At 66.0% G+C, this 17,073-nt stretch carries 18 protein-coding genes; 11 read left to right on the top strand and 7 right to left on the bottom strand.

Features of this window, described 5'->3' with window-relative positions:
* Window positions 1–4 precede the first annotated feature (4 nt).
* The 8 genes from JZ791_RS31320 to JZ791_RS31355 all read left to right on the top strand — a co-directional run bounded on the left by JZ791_RS31320 (window position 5) and on the right by JZ791_RS31355 (window position 6,535).
* Window positions 5–670, top strand: coding sequence for a cyclase family protein (locus JZ791_RS31320; RefSeq protein WP_216899314.1), 666 nt, complete (start codon window positions 5–7; stop codon window positions 668–670).
* A 37-nt stretch (window positions 671–707) separates the two neighbouring features.
* Window positions 708–1,967 (top strand): amidohydrolase, encoded by a 1,260-nt coding sequence (locus JZ791_RS31325; protein WP_216899316.1) that lies wholly within the window; start codon window positions 708–710, stop codon window positions 1,965–1,967.
* The gene (locus JZ791_RS31330) at window positions 1,964–2,710 is read left to right on the top strand and encodes a hypothetical protein (protein WP_216899317.1); all 747 of its coding nucleotides are present in this window, start codon (window positions 1,964–1,966) and stop codon (window positions 2,708–2,710) included. The genes JZ791_RS31325 and JZ791_RS31330 overlap by 4 nt, the downstream gene beginning before the upstream one ends.
* A 38-nt stretch (window positions 2,711–2,748) precedes the next feature.
* Complete coding sequence (locus JZ791_RS31335) at window positions 2,749–3,687, top strand: EamA family transporter (RefSeq protein ID WP_216899319.1); 939 nt, start codon at window positions 2,749–2,751, stop codon at window positions 3,685–3,687.
* Entirely contained in the window at window positions 3,684–3,914 is a 231-nt protein-coding gene (locus JZ791_RS31340; RefSeq protein WP_216899320.1) for a hypothetical protein, read from the top strand. The genes JZ791_RS31335 and JZ791_RS31340 overlap by 4 nt, the downstream gene beginning before the upstream one ends.
* Before the next feature lie 238 nt (window positions 3,915–4,152).
* A complete protein-coding gene (locus tag JZ791_RS31345; protein WP_254206655.1) occupies window positions 4,153–4,797 on the top strand; it encodes a YqcI/YcgG family protein in 645 nt (214 codons plus the stop codon).
* A complete protein-coding gene (locus tag JZ791_RS31350; protein ID WP_216899323.1) occupies window positions 4,794–5,183 on the top strand; it encodes a cupin domain-containing protein in 390 nt (129 codons plus the stop codon). Before JZ791_RS31345 ends, JZ791_RS31350 begins: the two co-directional genes overlap by 4 nt.
* Window positions 5,180–6,535, top strand: a complete 1,356-nt coding sequence (locus JZ791_RS31355; RefSeq protein ID WP_216899325.1) for an APC family permease — start codon at window positions 5,180–5,182, stop codon at window positions 6,533–6,535. Before JZ791_RS31350 ends, JZ791_RS31355 begins: the two co-directional genes overlap by 4 nt.
* Before the next feature lie 55 nt (window positions 6,536–6,590).
* Here JZ791_RS31355 and JZ791_RS31360 read toward each other — a convergent pair whose 3' ends face one another.
* Both JZ791_RS31360 and JZ791_RS31365 read right to left on the bottom strand, forming a co-directional pair.
* Window positions 6,591–7,277, bottom strand: coding sequence for a DUF899 domain-containing protein (locus JZ791_RS31360; protein WP_216899327.1), 687 nt, complete (start codon window positions 7,275–7,277; stop codon window positions 6,591–6,593).
* Between the two features lie 57 nt (window positions 7,278–7,334).
* Window positions 7,335–8,162: a helix-turn-helix transcriptional regulator gene (locus JZ791_RS31365; RefSeq protein WP_216899329.1), complete on the bottom strand. Its 828-nt coding sequence runs from the start codon at window positions 8,160–8,162 to the stop codon at window positions 7,335–7,337.
* A gap of 222 nt (window positions 8,163–8,384) precedes the next feature.
* Here JZ791_RS31365 and JZ791_RS31370 point away from each other — a divergent pair, with 222 nt between their 5' ends.
* On the top strand, window positions 8,385–9,440 hold the full coding sequence (locus JZ791_RS31370; RefSeq protein ID WP_216899331.1) for a zinc-binding dehydrogenase: 1,056 nt from the start codon (window positions 8,385–8,387) through the stop codon (window positions 9,438–9,440).
* A gap of 405 nt (window positions 9,441–9,845) precedes the next feature.
* Here the strand turns inward: JZ791_RS31370 and JZ791_RS31375 are convergent, their stop codons facing one another.
* The 4 genes from JZ791_RS31375 to JZ791_RS31390 are packed head-to-tail and all read right to left on the bottom strand — an operon-like array spanning window position 9,846 to window position 12,623.
* Window positions 9,846–10,415 (bottom strand): RDD family protein, encoded by a 570-nt coding sequence (locus tag JZ791_RS31375; protein ID WP_256461992.1) that lies wholly within the window; start codon window positions 10,413–10,415, stop codon window positions 9,846–9,848.
* On the bottom strand, window positions 10,412–11,044 hold the full coding sequence (locus tag JZ791_RS31380) for a hypothetical protein (RefSeq protein ID WP_216899335.1): 633 nt from the start codon (window positions 11,042–11,044) through the stop codon (window positions 10,412–10,414). The genes JZ791_RS31375 and JZ791_RS31380 overlap by 4 nt, the downstream gene beginning before the upstream one ends.
* On the bottom strand, window positions 11,041–12,306 hold the full coding sequence (locus JZ791_RS31385) for a hypothetical protein (RefSeq protein ID WP_216899337.1): 1,266 nt from the start codon (window positions 12,304–12,306) through the stop codon (window positions 11,041–11,043). The genes JZ791_RS31380 and JZ791_RS31385 overlap by 4 nt, the downstream gene beginning before the upstream one ends.
* A gap of 2 nt (window positions 12,307–12,308) precedes the next feature.
* The gene (locus JZ791_RS31390) at window positions 12,309–12,623 is read right to left on the bottom strand and encodes a DUF6507 family protein (RefSeq protein ID WP_216899339.1); all 315 of its coding nucleotides are present in this window, start codon (window positions 12,621–12,623) and stop codon (window positions 12,309–12,311) included.
* 402 nt (window positions 12,624–13,025) lie between these two features.
* Between JZ791_RS31390 and JZ791_RS31395 the strand changes: the two genes are divergently transcribed.
* Window positions 13,026–13,532 (top strand): DUF6924 domain-containing protein, encoded by a 507-nt coding sequence (locus tag JZ791_RS31395; RefSeq protein WP_216899341.1) that lies wholly within the window; start codon window positions 13,026–13,028, stop codon window positions 13,530–13,532.
* 404 nt (window positions 13,533–13,936) lie between these two features.
* On the opposite strand, the gene JZ791_RS31400 is transcribed toward JZ791_RS31395, so the two are convergent.
* The gene (locus JZ791_RS31400) at window positions 13,937–14,863 is read right to left on the bottom strand and encodes an aldo/keto reductase (protein WP_216899342.1); all 927 of its coding nucleotides are present in this window, start codon (window positions 14,861–14,863) and stop codon (window positions 13,937–13,939) included.
* A 182-nt stretch (window positions 14,864–15,045) separates the two neighbouring features.
* Here JZ791_RS31400 and JZ791_RS31405 point away from each other — a divergent pair, with 182 nt between their 5' ends.
* A complete protein-coding gene (locus JZ791_RS31405; protein WP_216899344.1) occupies window positions 15,046–16,842 on the top strand; it encodes a gamma-glutamyltransferase family protein in 1,797 nt (598 codons plus the stop codon).
* Window positions 16,843–17,073: the final 231 nt, after the last annotated feature.

Here is a 17,073-nt window from a genome sequence, read left to right on the forward strand (position 1 = left end):
AACTATGACAGAAGCGATTGAGCAGTGGCGGGTCGACTTCGACGCCGAGGTGGAGTTCAGCAACGGAGGTGCGTTGCAGGCACAGGGTTTTCGTCTGGACATCCCCGAAAACGACATCGGTGACGATGAATTGGGCGAGTTGTTCGCCCATCACCTGGGTCTGCTCATGGTCGGCGCCACGCGCATCCTGCGCAAGGAGCTGATCATGGAGCCGCACAAGGGTTCTCGCGGTGTGGCGCGGGCCGCATCGCGTCGGCGGGTCGTCGAGTTCTCCGGGCCGGACGGTCTGCCGCTGGTCGCCGCCGATGCGGCGCTGCTGGCCGACCTCGAGGGTATTCTGGTTCGCCTGTTGGGAATTCGGACCGATACCGTCTCGCGCGGCGAACTGGCGGCGCTCGAGGTCACCGACCGCGCGGTGCTGCTGCACACCGGCGGGCAGGCCCGTCTCGGCGACGAGGCGGCCGCCTGGCTCGTCGAGCAGAAGGCCGCGCTGGTGGGTGTCGACACCGCCGAATACTCGGCGCTCGACGTGCTGGTAGCCGCCGGGATCCCGGTGGTCACCGGCCTGAGCAACCTGGAGGCGCTGCCGCCCAACGGCTTCCGCGTGCACGCGGTGCCGTTTCCGGCCGTCGCCCGCGCACGCGTGTACGGGGTGGTTGCCGATGCGTAATCCGGAATGACGAAGTGAACCTACTACGAGGTGACCCATGTTCGAAGCACTCGAAGAACTGACCCCCGACCTCGAGGAGCTGTACCGCGACCTGCACGCCCACCCGGAACTGGCGTTCCAGGAGAAACGCACCGCGGCCATCGTCGCGGACCGGCTCACCGCACAGGGCTGGGAGGTCACCGCAGGTGTCGGCCAGACCGGTGTCGTGGGCATCCTGCGCAACGGCGAGGGCCCGACCGTGATGCTGCGCGCGGATATGGACGCCCTGCCGGTGCTCGAGCAGACCGGTCTGCCCTATGCCAGCACGGTCGTGGCCACCGATTCGTCCGGCGCGCAGGTGCCGGTGATGCACGCCTGCGGGCACGACGTCCACGTCGTGTCCCTACTCGGGGCGTGCGCCCTGCTCGCGGGCGATCCGAAAGCCTGGAGCGGCACCATCATCGCCGTATTCCAGCCGGGGGAGGAGAGCGGATACGGCGCGGCCGCGATGGTCGACGACGGCCTGTTCGAGCGGTTCCCCGTGCCGGACATCATCCTCGGACAGCACGTCGGACCCGGTCCGGCGGGCATGGTCGGGACGTGTTCGGGAACGGTCATGGGCGCCACCGACAGCGTCACGGTGGAGCTGTTCGGCCGCGGCGGCCACGGCTCCAGGCCGGAGGGCGCGGTGGACCCGGTGGTGATGGCCGCCTCGCTCGTGCTGCGGCTGCAGACGGTGGTATCGCGGTCCGTCGCGGCCAAGGAGCCGGTGGTGGTCACGGTCGGCGCACTGCACGCGGGAACCACCGCGGCGGTGATCCCGGACTCCGCGACGCTGGCGATCAACGTGCGCACGCCCACCGAGGAGGTCCGCACGAAAGTGATGGCCGCGATCGAGCGGCTGGTGGAGGCCGAGGCCGTCGCCGCGGGCGCGACGACGGACCCGGCCATCACCTCGGTGTACTACCTGCCGCCGACGGTGAACGACGCGGCGAGCACCGAGCGGGTCGCCGCGGCGCACCGCGCGTACTTCGGTGACGGACTGGTGATTTCGATCCCGCCGACCACCGCGAGCGAGGACTTCGGCCTGCTGTCCACGGCCGCGAAGGTGCCGTCGGTGTACTGGTTCATCGGCGGCATCGACCCGGAAACCTACGGCAAGGCCTTCATGGCGGGCCGCGTCGACGAGGACATTCCGCAGAACCACTCCTCGACGTTCGCACCGGTAATTCAACCGACCCTGACCGTCGGCGTGCGGACATTCGTCACCGCCGCCCTGGATTGGGTTGGCGCACAAGTGAAAGGAAACGAACAATGACCCCCGAGCGGCCTCGTTTGATCCTCGTCGGCAACGGCCGGAAGGAGGACTGGGAGCGTGTGCTCCCCGATCTCGCCGAGCGATACGAACTGTCGCTGATCAGCGGCGGCTACCCGACCTGGGAAGCGGCCTGGGTGGAAAAGCATCGGGTGGCGGACACCGGCCAGTACGCGTCGTTGTTCACCGCGCTGTGCGATCTGCGCGGCGAGGTGTCCGTGGCCGCGGTGTTCAGCCTCGATTCCCGTTCTGTCGCACCGCTGGCGGAGGCGGCGCGGAAACTGCGCATCCGCGATGTCGCGGCGTTCGCGGCCGAGTTGTGCGCCGACCCCGCCCTGCTGCGCGCGAAGCTGGTCGAATCGGGGGTGCACACCGCGGACGGCGACACCGAGGTACTGGTGTCCAGTGTGGTTCTGGACGGAGCGGTCCGGCCCGTATCGGTCGTGCGGTCCGGGCCCGGCGGTTCCTCGGTGTCGCCGGTCGAGGGCTGGCACGCCGAGGAATGGTCGGGATCGGTGTCGTCGCTGGTCGAGGCCGCGCACCGGGCGATCGGCGTCGACTGGGCGGTCACGGCCACGGGGTTGCGGCTGGACGGCGGCACTGCGCGGATCACCACCCTGGAGCCGTGGCTCGGCGAGCGTTTCGGCACCGTGGTCGCTGCCTCGGCGGCGGGGCTCGTCCTGGCCCGCGCGGCCGCGGCGATCGCGTTCGAGCAGCTTCCCGACCTATCCGGGATCGCTGACTGAATTTCCACCGGTAACTATTGATTGATTGGACGTCGGATATGCCACCACGGGCACTCTCCCTCGGGCTCCTCATCACCGTGATCTGGGGATTGAACTTTTCCTTGATCAAGACGGCGGAGGATGTCTTCCATCCGTTCCTGCTGGCCACTCTGCGATTTGTGCTCACGGCGATCCCGGCTATTTTCTTCTTCCCTCGGCCGAAGGTCCCGTTCCGTTACCTTACCTTATACGGAATTGTTTTCGGCGTCTTGCAGTTCAGTCTTCTTTTCGGTGGTATCTGGGCCGGATTGTCGGCGGGATTGTCGTCCGTGGTGCTGCAGACGCAGGTTTTCTTCACAATTCTGTTCAGCGTGCTGCTGGTGCAGGAGAAGATCAATACCCATCAGGCCGCGGGAATTATTCTCGGGTTCGCCGGCGTCGCGGTGACCGCCACCGTGACAGACGGCTCGATGACCGTCCTCGGCCTGTTCATGGTGATCGGCGCGGGCCTGTCCTGGGGTTTGGCGAACGCCATCGTGAAAAAGGTGAAACCGGAGGAGCCCGTCGGTTTCATGGTGTGGTCGTCCACCGTGCCTGTTCTGCCGTTGATCGTTTTGTGCCTGATCTTCGAGGGGCCCGCCTCCATCGGCCATTCCTTCGCGTCGATGTCCTGGGCGGCGGCGGGGTCGGTGCTTTATGTCGTCTATCCGACGACGCTGTTCGGTTACTCCGTCTGGAATGGACTGCTGAAAAGGTATCCGACCACAGTGGTCGCTCCGCTGACCCTGCTGGTGCCATTGTTCGGAATGGTGGGCTCGATGCTGATCTTCCATGAGCATCTGACCACGATGAAGGTCGTCGCCGCCGCGATGATGATTCTGGGCCTGGCCGTCAACCAATTCGGCGGCCGTTTCATCCGTCACCGTCCCGCGGTGGCTGTCCCGGCCGCACCGGTGGGGTCGGTGGTGACCGAATCGACGTCCGAGGGCCTGCCGTGATCGAGCCGGACGATGCCGCGCGAATAGTGCGGTCACTCGCGTCGGGGCTGCGTGAGCAGGCTCCGAGCGCACGGCTGGACGCCGTGCTGTGTCTGCTCGAGGCGGCCGATCGGCTCCTCGCGCATTCGCGTGTGGGCTCGGCCGATATCGACGAGGTGCTGGGTTGCCTACGGGCTGCTGGGGTTTCGGTGCGCAGCTATCTGTGGGAGAGCGCACCGACGACCTGAACAAGTGACCGTTTTTGGACCAAGATTGGCTGCTTTGAACATCACCGCGGGACAACGACATCGGAAATGATTCTTTTTGGTGGCGTGCTAAAGGGGCGGCTGCCCCGGTCAGTGATGAGCGCACGAAAGGTCCACGGTGACTTCTGAATACGCCACTGCCACCAGCCTGCTGAGCGAGCCGACGCAGTCTCGCATACGGCCCTGGGAGCAAAATGCCCTCGACTGTTTCAACCAACGCATGCTCGATCGAAATAGATTGTTTCCCTGTATTTTCGGAGTGGACGCGGTGCGCCGCGGAACCCTGCGGTACACGTTCGTGCCCGCGGAAACCGGTGTTCACACCCTCGCGCAGGCCCTGACGGAATTCACCGAGATCGCACCCGCGCTCGGTAAAAGGACCTCGCTGGTGGCCTTCTTCGAGCCGGACGGCGTCCCGCGCTCGATCGGCGACCACGAGCGGTGGTTCTGGGAGGTGCTACAGGGATTGCACGCCGCCGACACCGAGCCGTGGCCGCCGGATATCGCGACCGATGCCGACGATCCGTTCTGGGAATTCAGTTTCGCGGGTATGCCGCTGTTCGTTGTCGCGAATACACCGGCGCACACGCGGCGGCACAGTCGCTATTCCGAGCACTTCGCCATCACCTTCCAGCCGAGGTTCGTCTTCGACGACCTCACACCGGACAGCGTGCAGGGACAGAACGCGCGCACCATCATTCGCGGTCGGCTGCACGCATACGACGAGGTGCCGCCGACGCCGCTGCTGGGAAGTTTCGGCGATTCCGAGAACCGGGAGTGGACGCAGTACTTCCTGGGCGACGACAACCGGGACCCGGGCGCGGGTGGCTGCCCGTTTATCCACGGCACGAAGGGGATGAAATGAGCCCGTCATTCAGCACCGAAGCGGTGCCTCAACTGGGCACGGCACTCCTGGAGTTACTCCCGGAGCAGGGAAGTTTCGAATTGCAGCACGATCAGCCCGGGAAGGTGCACGATTGGCATCATCACAGCCTGGACGAGGAGTTGTTCATCCTGCGCGGTGAGGCTCTACTGTTCTGGGTGGACGAGAACGGCGAATACCGACATCAGTATTGCGAGCGCGGCACGTGGATAACCCTGACCAAGGGCACCCGGCACGGTTCGGTGGCGGGTCCGGAGGGCGCGGTCTACATGATCCGGCCGCAGAACGGCCGGAGCGCGATCACGACGTTCCTGGCTCCCACCGAACACCCGCGCCCCGCACCGGCTTTCGCACGGGCGACGGTATGACGACAACCGGCGACGCAGCCGCAGTAGCCCCCTCGGAGACCACCGAGGGGGCTCGGCTCCGCGGTCATCTGAAACTCCCGGGCGCGACCGCGCTGGCCATCACGATCGTGGTGGGCAGCGGTGCGCTGGTCTCGCCCGGTCTCGCCTATCGGCAGGCCGGGAACGCGGCGCTGTACGCCTGGGTGCTGGCGGCGGTGGTCACGGTGCCGTTGCTGATCGTGTTCGCCCGGCTCGGCGCGCGGTATCCGGGTGCGGGCGGGGTGGCCGGATTCGTCCAGGTGGCCTTCGGGCGGCATCCGGCGGCCGGGGTGGAACTGCTCACGATCGGCACGTTCGGTCTGGGCATTCCGGCGATCGCGCTGACCGGGGCGGGATATCTCACCGTGCTGCCCGGGCTGACCGGCGTCCCGATTCCGGTTGCCGCGGCCGTTCTGCTGGTCGTCGCGGCGGCCGTGGTGCTCGCGGGTGTGCGGCTGTCGACCGGTGTGCAGATCGCGCTGGCGGTCCTGCTCACCGTCGGCCTGCTGGCGGTCGGCGTGCTCGCGCTGGTGCACGCGTCCCCGGCCGGACATCTGCCGCCGGCCAGCGGGTCGGCGGTGGTCACGGGGGCGGGTGCGATCGGCGTGGTCTACTTCGCCTTCACCGGCTGGGAGATGCTCTCGTTCACCACCGAGGAATATGTGCATCCGCGCCGGGACTTCCCGCGCGTGGTGGTGGTGAGCTTTCTGATCGTCACGGTCATGTACCTGATGCTGGCTCTGGGGGTGCAGAGCCTGCTGCCCGAATACGCGGCCACCACGGACAGCGCGCCGATCCAGGCCATCGTGACCCGCATCGCCTCCCCGGCCGCCGGATGGTCGGTCGCGCTGCTCGGTGTGGTGATCATCGTGGCGAATCTGGTGGGTGCGATATGGGGTGCGTCCCGGCTGGTCATGTCCAGTGCCCGTGAGGGGTTGCTGCCGCGGCCGCTGGCTCGCATCTCCGGCGGGGACAATCCGCGGATCGCCGTAGTCGCCTGTGCGGCGGTATTTCTCGTCGTGATCGCGACCAGCGTAGGGGGCTGGTCGAGTCTCGGCGGGTTGCTGTCGGTGGCGGGGAAGAACTTCTTCCTGCTGTATCTGCTGTGCGCGCTGGCGTATTCGCGTCTGTTCCACGGGTGGCGGCGGATACTGGGCCTTTTGGTCGCCGCGGTGCTGGCGGTCGTCGCCGGGGTCGCGTTCGGCGGCGGGCAACTGGTGTACGCGGCGGTGCTGCTGGCGGTGGGCGCGGGAGTGTCGTACGGGCGCGCACGTCGTTCGGCGCAACGGGTTCGGGACGAACGGGTCGGCGCCGCGGGAGGCAGCGGAACGTGATTCGCCAGGCGGTCCCGATCGTGCCCCACGAACGCTGCGAGCGTCTCAGCCGGGTTCACGCATCGGGGGCGCCGTAGCGGGCGGCGATCTCCTCCGAACCGCTCCAGCCGCTGTAAGTCGGTGACTGCGGCCAGCCTTCGGGGGAGTCCTGCCACTGTTCCCGGCGCCCGTACGGCAGCACATCGGTCAGCGCGAAGGTGTGGCTGAGCTGTTCGACACCCCGGCCGTTGGTGTGCCAGGTGCGGTAGACGGTGTCGCCGTCGCGCAGGAAGACGTTGACGGCGAACCCTCCCTCGAACGGCGCCCCCACATCCGCCCCGAACGGGCTCTTCGCCGTGGAGTACCAGTCCATCGCGTTGCCCACCCGGCGCTTGTACGCCAGCGCGTCCTCGATCGGACCCTGGGTGACGATGACGAACCGGGCGTCGTAGTTCTCCAGGAACTCCAAACGGGTGAACTGCGAGGTGAATCCGGTGCAGCCACCGCACTGCCACTTCTCGCCCGAGAACCACATGTGGTTGTACACGATCAGCTGCGAATGCCCGTCGAAGACTTCGGCCAGCCGCACCGGACCCTCCTGCCCCTCGAGCACATAGTCGGGCATCTGCACCATCGGCATCCGGCGGCGCGCGGCGGCGATCGCGTCGAGCTCGCGGGTGGCGGCCTTCTCCCGGACTCGCAGCTCGTCGAGCTCACGCTGCCAGGTGGTGGTATCGACGATCGGTGGAAGTGCGGTGCTCATGAAGGCTCCCTTGTCGTGGACATGGTTCGTAGAGGAGACGTCGCGGGAGCGTTGAATTCATCGGTCCGGTGGTGAGGGGCGGTAGATCACCAGAATCTGATCCGGGGCGTCGGTGACCGTGAAACTTGCGTGTGTGAAGGTGAGTTCCCCGTGTGTGGGGTGGCGCAGGTGTTTGGTCCCCGAGCGGCTGGTGGCGATGTCGTAGCGGGGCCACCAGGCGGCCGCCTCGGTACTGCCCGCGCGGAGGTCTGCGGCCAGGCGGGTGAAGCGTTCGTCGCCCGGGTGCCGTCCGGCGCCGGTGCGCAACCGGGCCAGGACCGATTGCGCCACCTCCGTCCAGTCGACCAGGATTTGCCGGGCGGCCGGATCGAGGAACACCCAGCGCGCCAGATTCGGTCTACTGGAAGAGGATTGGTCGGTAAGACCGGAAAAGTATTCGGCTGCCGCGTCGTTCCAAGCGAGTAGGTCGGTGGTCACGCCGGTGATGTAGGCGGGTGCGGGATTTACCATCGCGGGGATCGAGGATACCTCGGGCGCAACGGTTTCAACCGGCGCCGGTACTGGATCGCCGTTATTGCCACCCGTCAGCCCATGCAGATGCGCGCGCTCATCCCCGTTGAGCCGCAACGCATTCGCGATCGCGCCCAGCACCTGTTCGGACGGGCGCACATCACGGCCCTGCTCGAGATACGTGTACCACGTGGTGCTCACGCCGGCGATGACCGCCAGCTCTTCCCTGCGCAGTCCAGGGGTGCGGCGGCGATCCGAGCCGGGCAGGCCGACCTCGTCAGGGCTGGTTCGCTCGCGCCGTGCCCGCAGGAAAACTCCGAGTTCCCGCCGTCGCGCCGCCGACTGCTGTGCCTCACGGGGCTTGGGATCAGGCATGCGCGTCGTACCTGCGAACGGTTCGGAGATCCGCTTGCAAATGGTGTGTGCGGTCGCGCGGGTGGTGGCAGCCGTTGGTCGTCATGCTGTCTCCTTCGGGGTGCCGGGACTCTATTATCGGTCCGCGGCACCAGTCCATGCTGGTACCGCCAGTTCCACGATCATCCGATTCTGGATACCACGCCGCCCCGGAGATGAACTGGAGGCATGAAGGCATGGCAGATGACGACACCTGGCGGCGGACTGTGTTTCGCGGACGTCCCCGAACCCGAATTGCGCGGCGGTGGGGTGACGCTCGACGTTCTCGCCGCGATGATCCCGGCCTACACGGTCGATATCGTCGCCGGTACCCGCGGCGGATTCCCGACCCCGATCATCTTGGGCCCCACCGGAATCGGGCGGGTGACCGCGACCGCCCCCGATGTTTTCGCGGTACAACCCGGCGATATCGTCGCGGCCACCGCCCTGTTTCGCTCGCATCGCGCGGCCGACCCGCAGGAGGCCCTACTCGCCTGGACCGGAATCGGGAACGACGGGCGACCCACCGCGACCACCGACCGCATGCGCGAGGTCTGGCGCGACGGGCTGTTCGCCGAGCGCGCGTTGCAACCCGAACGCGTCCTGATCGCACTGCCCGGCGCGGACGCCTACCCCGCCGAGCGACTGGCCTTCCTGCAGTGGCTGGGCATAGCGGGCGAGGGCATCGAGCGGGCCGGGGTGCGCGCGGGCACGACCGTCGCGGTCATCGGCGCGACCGGCCAGCTCGGCACGGCGGCGGTCCTGATCGCGCTGGCCCGGGGGGCGGCGGCGGTCGTCGCGGTCGGCCGCAACCGCGACGCCCTGGACCGGCTGGCGGGCCTGGACCCGCGCGTACTCACGGTGCCGCTCACCGGCGACCGTGGCATCGACGGCCGGGCTATCGCGGCCGCGGCCGGCCCGCTCGACGCCGTCGTCGACACGCTCGGCGCGGTCCCCTCGGCGGAACCCACGATGGCCGGCTACGACGCCATCCGCACCGACGGATCCTGGGTTCTGGTCGGCGGCGTCCGCGAGAACCTCCCCATCCCCTACGGCGACTTCATGCACCGTCGCCTGACCCTGCGCGGATCCTGGATGGGCCACGACACGACCCTCCTGGACCTGTGGTCGATGATCCGCGCGGACGTCCTGGACCTGTCGGTCCTGGACATCACGGTCGTCGGACTGGACGACCCGGCCGCAGCGCTGGCCGCCGCGCACGCCGCGCACGGACTGGAGGTCGTAGTGCTCGTCCCCTGACCGGGCATGATGACAGCGTTCGAGCTGCCGATGGTGTCGGTACCGTCAGCGATGACGTCGGATCATGTCCGTGAGCGATGACATTGAAGGAATGTCCGTGAGCGATGGCATTTGCAAGGTGTCCGTGGCCGTGTCGGTGATCTGTCCGAACGAAACGCGACGCACCACCTCCAGACCGATCGGATGCGACGAAGCTCGACTCGATGAACGTGGCGCACAACGTTTACGGACCGGACATCGTGGTCCTTGTCTCTAACCCCCTTACGCCAACCTGGGCGTAGACCTTCTGAACATCGGCCCCCTCCCCGAGACCCGGACCCAGCAGCCTGGCTCGACTGCTTCGGCGAACACATCGGCCCCCGCCTCGCCGACATCGGCTGAGCCCCCGCGATATTCCATCGCACTTCAGCGACGGCCGACATCTACCCGGCGAACTGCGGGTAATACGAAGTCGAATCCTTCCCGATCAGAACCGCTGCCGCCCGAATAGTCTCCGAAGACGCTGATCGCAATGACGACCCAACTCAGCAATCCGAGCAGCCAAACTTTGACCAGTCTGCCGAACGTGGGCCATCGGCCATCCTCGGGGCGAATGACGACGAGACCGAATACCGCCTTGCCTAAGGTCGAGTGAAAAGCTCTCTGGACAACTGTTCTATCAATGAAAGACAGCACCGGCCAGGAAATCAGGGCCCACAATCGCACCTGTGGTAACTTGTCGGCCAACGACGTGTCGTGCGCCAGCACAACGAATACGGCGATCATCGGACCGGCATGAATCAGCAAGTCGAGGATGAAAGCCGACGTCCATCGCAACAATCGCGGTGACGGATATCTGGGGTCCTTGTTCTCTCCGTGCCGCGGAGGATTTTTCGGCGTTTCATCGAGACGTCCGAACGTCTCGATCCCACGCGCCGTCCGTGGAGCCGAGAAGGGCCGGTCACCCTGCTCCCCGCCGTGCCGACCATGGTTCATAGTCTCAGCGACCCTCCGTATGTCTTCTGACGCTTCAGTTCTACTGAACGTGCCATATCGATGATCATGCGCCGATACTGCGGCCCGTGGGCGGCAAACGTCGTGGATAGTTCGATCGAGGCGACAGCTGAACCGTCATTAGAGGGCACTGCAGCCTCGAACTGATATACCGGCGCAGCCGCGCCTTGGATGGGATTACCGGGAAGATCGGGTACCGGCAGATCCCGGACTTGCTCGAAGAACATCATAGGCCGATTGTCGATGTCAACTACCTGAAGATCACCGCGAGCGCCATCTTCCAGCTTGGCGTCGGCAATATTCTTCACGACGATCCGAGGACGCTCCGTATCGCCGCCGGTGTCATAGACAAGGACTGTGAGCATTGATGTGACAAGTTCATCATCGACGAAATGCCTGCCGAGCCCGCAGTAACGAACGCCATCGCTCGCGAGTTCACCGAGGAACATCCCCAACGCAGGGATCATTTGGCCGGCGGCTTGGGCCATATCGGGCGGGCCGGCTTCTTTCAATATCGCCAGGGTCGCTGCCAAGCTGTTGTCGATGCCGTTCAGTGGAAGCGCGATATAGCCTCCCGGAATCTCCATCGCCAAGTCCACGTCTTCAGTCACGAATTAATCCAATCCTTGATGTCGTGGTAACCGTCGGAGACCACAGACTTACCGCGCCACGCCAAATCGATTCCGTCCAGGCGGTTCATCAGTCGTAGCTCGGGATTGGCATGCGCTCCTACGCCGAATACGGAATCGGGGATAGGAAGCTTCTCCAGTTTCTTTACTGCCCAGCCGGGCGACTTGGCGACATCGGATAATACATCCTTCAACGCGGGGGCTGCTTTGCCCGCCTCGGCGGCTTCCTCTCCCAGTTTTCCCATCGAGGCAATTCCTTTTACCGTGCCGAGTGCGGGAATGCCCCCGAGGCTATCCCCTGCGAGTGTAGCTATCGACCCGAGATCCTTCGTATGGAAATCGCCATGCATGAAGTCGCCATTCCACACCCCCTTGGCGAAATCACCGATGTCATGGCGAACTTTCGGGTCGCTCACATCGAGGCCCACATTGGCGAGGCTCGCAACCGCGCCGACGGCCATGCCGATAGCATCGAATGGAGGAGGGGTGAGTAGAGCGACCAGCCCGCCGATAGCCGAGACGGTACTCAGGATATTGTGCAGCAGCTTTCTATGCTTCGATATCCAATCGCCGACAGCTTTCAGTGCATCGGTGATCTTGTCCCACCAGTGGTGGTGCGGCGGGCTCGGGGCGAAATCCTTTGCGGCGGCATCAAGCTCAGCCGCTACCTTCAGCGCTTTCTGGGCATGTTCGGATTCCAGATCGTGGGCGCGTTTCAGGATGGACTCTAGTTGCCCCTGCCAGTTTTCGACTTCAGTGCCGGCCGAGCGGACCTTGGCCTCGGCGGCATTGAGCCGGGACTGCGCAGCAGCCAACTGCGCCTCGTCGGTGAACGTTTGATCGGCCAGGCCCAGGTCGGGATTGGATTTAGCCTGTTGGAAGGCGGTTTCCGCTTGGGCGTGTTTGCCTCGGGCCTCAGCGGCCTCGGATTCCAGGCCTTTCGCGGTGCTCTGGTAGCCGACCAAGTCGGTATGCCACTCGTCCAAGACCGAGACGGCGCGTTCCAGTGAGCTCTGGGCGTAGCCGAGGTCCTGGGCGAGGGTCGCGTCGAAATGGGCACGAAAAGCGTCGCCACCTGCGCCCTTCCAGATGTCGTCGTTGGCGTTGCGGAGACGGTTCAGCAGACCATTGGTCTCCTTGACTGCTTCGCCCGCCGAGTTGACCTGCCCGCGCAGTCCGGCGACATCGTCCGGGGTGCCCGGGACAGGGTTGAAGCCGAGATTGGGATACGGGGTCTCGATCACGATTACCCCTGAACTGCTGATTTGGCCTGCTGGAGGGCCTGGGCGAATTCCTGATCGGCCTGCTGGTAGGCATCGTGGCATTGCGAGATGCCATCCGCTGTCGACTTCGCTGACTTGCCGATTTGCTCGATGCCGTATTTCCACCGGCGCTGGAAGCTTTCTGCGGCGTCGGTGAGCACCTTGGTGCCGATATCGCCGTGACCACCTCGAGCCATTGCCTTCATGGCGTCCGTGAGCACCTGCTCCGAACTACGCAATGACTGCACGGCCTTACCCAGCGCGTCGATATCCACCGATAGGAAGCCTGCCAATTCCACACCTCACCATTTCTTGACATTCCATGATCCGGCGACCGAATCGGTCCGCCACAGTCCACTTACCCTTTGGACGTCCTGGACACACGTCCGGTTCCATAGCGAAAGCGTATCGAGGTATGGATTTCCGGGGCTCTCAGCGGTTCTCATGATGATGTGAGTGGTGAAGGCGAGGGCGTCGATGTGAAGGCATGAGGTGCTGCGCGGACCACGAGGTATCCCGGCCGCATCGTTGGTGGTGTCGGCCCTGGTGTCGCGTTCGGGGATATGAGGTGGCGAAGGTTGGGTGTTGTTGGCGAGAGGATCTGGGCGGCAGTAACTCTGGTCCTCGCACCCCGGTGAGGTGAGCGGGCCCTGTGGAACAGGGTCGGGGAGCGTGCGGTCTAGCGGGGATCCAATAGCATCATGAATCGGATTGACGAGAGACTGGGAGATTCAGCGATGAAGCCGCTGCCGGATGCCACCGCCCGTGATGAGTACGATGCCGTCATCGTCAGAACCGACTACACCGACCACTCCGCGTGGCAGGAGGTGGTCAGGCTGCTGACGGCGAAGGAGAGCGAGTGGACCTCGGACGTTCACCTCGTCGAGGACCCGGCATGGGCTGGCGTCGGAGTCGATGAGGTAGTGGCCGCGGCATCGGGTAAGGAACTCAGTGTTGTCTTCCTCGCGGACAGCATCACGATGCGCGCGGATCACCATGCGGTGCTGGCAGTGACCACGAAAACGCGAGAAGACTGCGAGAGCGACGAAGAGTGGGAATATGAGATCGGGTACGGTCGCGAATTCCGTACGGTACCGGCCGCGGTTCACGAGATTCACGGAAACCGGGAACTGGGCAACATGGATTTTCAGGATTTCTCAGGATGTGCCCACCTTGACCCGGACAGGGTGTTCCGCGGGTTCGTTTAGCCGGTTGGCTGGCCGGTCCCTTCACTAGCGTGGTTCGGACATGGTTGGCGAATCCGGTCCCGATGATGTCGCGCTGGCGCAGAATCGGCGGCCGTGACGACGATTGCGCAGTCGGACGAGGGCCGGGTGCCGGACTCGACGCGATGCGGGCTGGAGTATGTGACCGCGGATGGTTGTCCGGTTCGGGTGGGGTTGTCGCAGGTGTGGGCGTTGCGGTTGGAGTCGGGCAGATCATGCCCCAGCAACTGGCGAACCACAACACAGAGCACACGACACTCGCCAGCAAAAGACGGAACGGACAGCCCTGGTGCGGACGAGAGTGTTCGCCCGCACCGGGCACGTTACCGAGTCTCCAGCAACTCGCTGGGGTTGGGAAGAATCCCGATTCGGTGGAGGCGTGGTGCTTACCGGCGGCGGAACATGCGGGTGATGCCTTGGACCGCGCCACCCTCTGCCGGGGCGCTGATGCCGGACAACGTCGCGTACTCCTCGTCGGTCAGCGAAACCTCAGCTGCCGCAACGTTTTCCTCCAGGTGTGCGATGCTGGCGGTGCCCGGGATGGGCAGCATCACGGGGGAGCGGCGCAACAGCCATGCCAGGGCCAGCTGGGACGGAGTTGCGGTGTGGCCCTTGACGATATCGTCCAGCGGGCCGCCCGGACGGGCAAGTTCGCCGGTGGCCATGGGGAACCACGGTATGAAGGCGATCTGGTGGGCCTCGGCGTAATCGACCAGCTTTTCGGAGCTGCGGTCGGACAGGTTGTAGAGGTTCTGCACCGAGACGATGGTGGCCATCTTGCGGGCGGCCTCCAGCTGGGCCACGGTGACCTGGGACAGGCCGATGTGGCGGATCTTGCCCTCTTTCTGAAGGGCGACGAGTTCACCGAGCTGATCGGCCAGGGGGACCTTGGGGTCGATGCGGTGCAGCTGGAACAGGTCGATGCGTTCGACGCCCAGGTGCCGCAGGCTCAGCTCCAGCTGCTGGCGCAGATATTCGGGCCGGCCCAGCGGCAGCCAGGTGCCCGGCTTGGTGCGGGCCAGCCCGGCCTTGGTGGCGATGACCAGATCGTCCGGGTACGGATGCAGCGCCTCACGGATCAGCTTCTCGGCCACGAACGGGCCGTAGGAGTCGGCGGTGTCGATGAGGGTGACGCCCAGTTCGACCGCGCGCCGCAGTACCCGCACGGCCTCGTCCGGATCCTTGGGGTCTCCCCACACTCCGGGGCCGGGTAGCTGCATCGAGCCGTATCCCAGGCGATGAACGGGCAGATCACCGCCGAGGGTGAAGGTTCCGGACGCGGCGGCTGGACGAGACGCGGTGGGGCTGACCATGGTTCCTTCCGAACGAACGCTACTGAAGTACACAGTAGCCAAGTCGGCGGCGTCGCGCGGACCCTCCTCGACCCGAGCGACGCATACGCGACACTGCGTAGGCTGCGACAGGGGATGCCGCGGTGGGCATCCACGGCGCGTATTCGCAGAGTAACGCATGGCAGGACCGACAGGAGTGTCAGATGTTCACCACTCGTCCGACCTTGCAGGGCACCTTCGGCATGGCGGCTTCCACCCATTGGCTGGCCTCGCAGTCGGCCATGGCGGTCCTGGAAGCGGGCGGTAACGCCTTCGACGCGGCGGTCGCGGCCGGATTCGTGCTGCACGTCGTGGAGCCGCACCTGAACGGCCCGGCGGGCGAGGCGCCGATGATTCTCGCGCCCGCGGGCGGGCCGGTGCGGGTGCTGTGCGGGCAGGGTCCGGCGCCCGCGGGGGCGAGCATCGCGCACTACACCTCGCTGGGGCTCGAGCTGATCCCCGGGACGGGTCCATTGGCAGCGGCCGTGCCCGGATCGTTCGACGCGTGGATGGTGCTGCTGCGCGACTACGGCACGTGGACGCCGGCCGAGGTGCTGAAGTACGCGATCGGCTACGCAGGGGACGGCCACCCGCCGGTGCCGAAGTTCATCGGGACCGTCGAGACCGTGCGGGGGCTGTTCGAGACCGAATGGACCAGCTCGGCGCAGGTGTATCTGGCCGGCGGGCACGCCCCCCGGCCGGGGGAGCTGTTCCGCAATCCGGCACTGGCCGCGACGTGGCAGCGGGTGCTCACCGAGGCGCAGGCGGCCGGGAGCGGCCGGGAGGCGCAGATCGAGGCGGCGCGGCGGGTGTGGCGCGAGGGCTTCATCGCCGAGGCGTTGGCGGCCACGGCCGCCCGACCCACGATGGACACCTCGGGGGAGCGGCACACCGGCACTCTCACGGGCGACGACTTCGCCTCGTTCGAAGCGAGTTTCGAGGATCCGGCCACCTACGATCGCGACGGCTGGACGGTCTGCAAGGCGGGCGGCTGGTCACAGGGTCCGTCGTTCCTGCAACAACTTTCGCTGTTGCCCGACCGTTTGCCGGACTATGCCTCGCCCGACTACGTACACCTGCTGATCGAGGGCTGCAAGCTCGCGATGGCCGACCGCGAGGCCTGGTACGGGGACGCCGCACCTGTTCCCCTGGACGATCTGCTCTCGGATGAATACTCCACGGAGAGAAGGGCTCTCATCGGTGAGCAGGCCTCGCACGAGCTGCGTCCGGGCAGTCCGGGTGGACGCACGCCGGTGCTGAGCAAGCACGCCTTGGCCGTCGCGGCCGGAAAGGCCGGTCCGCAGGCAGCGGCCGGGCTCGGCGCGGGCGAGCCGACCGTAGCCCGTAACGGTGAAACACGTGGCGATACATGCCATCTCGATATCGTCGATCGCTGGGGCAATATGATCTCGGCGACCCCGTCGGGCGGCTGGCTGCAATCCAATCCCGTTGTGCCCGAACTGGGTTTCCCGCTCGGTTCGCGCCTGCAGATGGCCTGGCTGGATCCCGGCCTGCCGAATTCGCTGACCCCCGGGCGGCGTCCGCGCACCACCCTGAGCCCGTCGCTGGCGCTGCGCGACGGTGTTCCGGTGATGGCGTTCGGCACGCCCGGTGGCGACCAGCAGGATCAGTGGCAGATGCACTTCTTCCTGTCGGTCGTGCTGCGCGAGCCGGTGCGCGGCGGGCTGGACCTGCAAGGCGCGATCGATGCGCCCAACTGGCACAACGAATCGTTCCCGGGGTCGTTCTACCCGCGCGCGATGACGCCGGGTGTGGTGACCGTAGAATCGCGCATCGGCGAGGAGACCGTCGCGCAGTTGCGCCGGCGCGGCCATGTGCTGACCATCGGGGAGCCGTGGTCCGAAGGACGCCTCACCGCGGTCGCCCGCGATCCCGAGACCGGTGTGCTCTCGGCCGGGGCGAACCCGCGCGGCATGCAGGGTTACGCCGTTGGCCGGTGAGTTGCCCGATTCTATGTTCCATATTTTTATGGTTCATACCATCAAACAGTGGCGCATTCGTGACGACCAGCGTACGGTCAGTATGCGCCCAACCTGCGCAGTATGGGGCGCACCCCCGGCCGCCGGGTCACCCCCCGCGGCCGGGCCGGTGCGCCCAACCCCAGTCGAAGGAATGCCTCGCACGATGACCACCGCCCAGCCCGGCCGGATTGCTCCCGCCCAGCCCAGCAA

This window comes from Nocardia alni (assembly GCF_019038435.1).
In the GTDB taxonomy this organism is placed as follows: Bacteria; Actinomycetota; Actinomycetes; order Mycobacteriales; family Mycobacteriaceae; genus Nocardia; species Nocardia alni.

Excerpts from the sequence above, each read along its gene's own strand:
- JZ791_RS31320 (WP_216899314.1), top strand. The coding sequence starts at position 5 with ATGACAGAAGCGATTGAGCAGTGGCGGGTCGACTTCGACGCCGAGGTG.
- JZ791_RS31325 (WP_216899316.1), top strand. The coding sequence starts at position 708 with ATGTTCGAAGCACTCGAAGAACTGACCCCCGACCTCGAGGAGCTGTAC.
- JZ791_RS31330 (WP_216899317.1), top strand. The coding sequence starts at position 1,964 with ATGACCCCCGAGCGGCCTCGTTTGATCCTCGTCGGCAACGGCCGGAAG.
- JZ791_RS31335 (WP_216899319.1), top strand. The coding sequence starts at position 2,749 with ATGCCACCACGGGCACTCTCCCTCGGGCTCCTCATCACCGTGATCTGG.
- JZ791_RS31345 (WP_254206655.1), top strand. The coding sequence starts at position 4,153 with ATGCTCGATCGAAATAGATTGTTTCCCTGTATTTTCGGAGTGGACGCG.
- JZ791_RS31350 (WP_216899323.1), top strand. The coding sequence starts at position 4,794 with ATGAGCCCGTCATTCAGCACCGAAGCGGTGCCTCAACTGGGCACGGCA.
- JZ791_RS31355 (WP_216899325.1), top strand. The coding sequence starts at position 5,180 with ATGACGACAACCGGCGACGCAGCCGCAGTAGCCCCCTCGGAGACCACC.
- JZ791_RS31360 (WP_216899327.1), bottom strand. The coding sequence starts at position 7,277 with ATGAGCACCGCACTTCCACCGATCGTCGATACCACCACCTGGCAGCGT.
- JZ791_RS31365 (WP_216899329.1), bottom strand. The coding sequence starts at position 8,162 with ATGCCTGATCCCAAGCCCCGTGAGGCACAGCAGTCGGCGGCGCGACGG.
- JZ791_RS31370 (WP_216899331.1), top strand. The coding sequence starts at position 8,385 with ATGACGACACCTGGCGGCGGACTGTGTTTCGCGGACGTCCCCGAACCC.
- JZ791_RS31375 (WP_256461992.1), bottom strand. The coding sequence starts at position 10,415 with ATGAACCATGGTCGGCACGGCGGGGAGCAGGGTGACCGGCCCTTCTCG.
- JZ791_RS31395 (WP_216899341.1), top strand. The coding sequence starts at position 13,026 with ATGAATCGGATTGACGAGAGACTGGGAGATTCAGCGATGAAGCCGCTG.
- JZ791_RS31400 (WP_216899342.1), bottom strand. The coding sequence starts at position 14,863 with ATGGTCAGCCCCACCGCGTCTCGTCCAGCCGCCGCGTCCGGAACCTTC.
- JZ791_RS31405 (WP_216899344.1), top strand. The coding sequence starts at position 15,046 with ATGTTCACCACTCGTCCGACCTTGCAGGGCACCTTCGGCATGGCGGCT.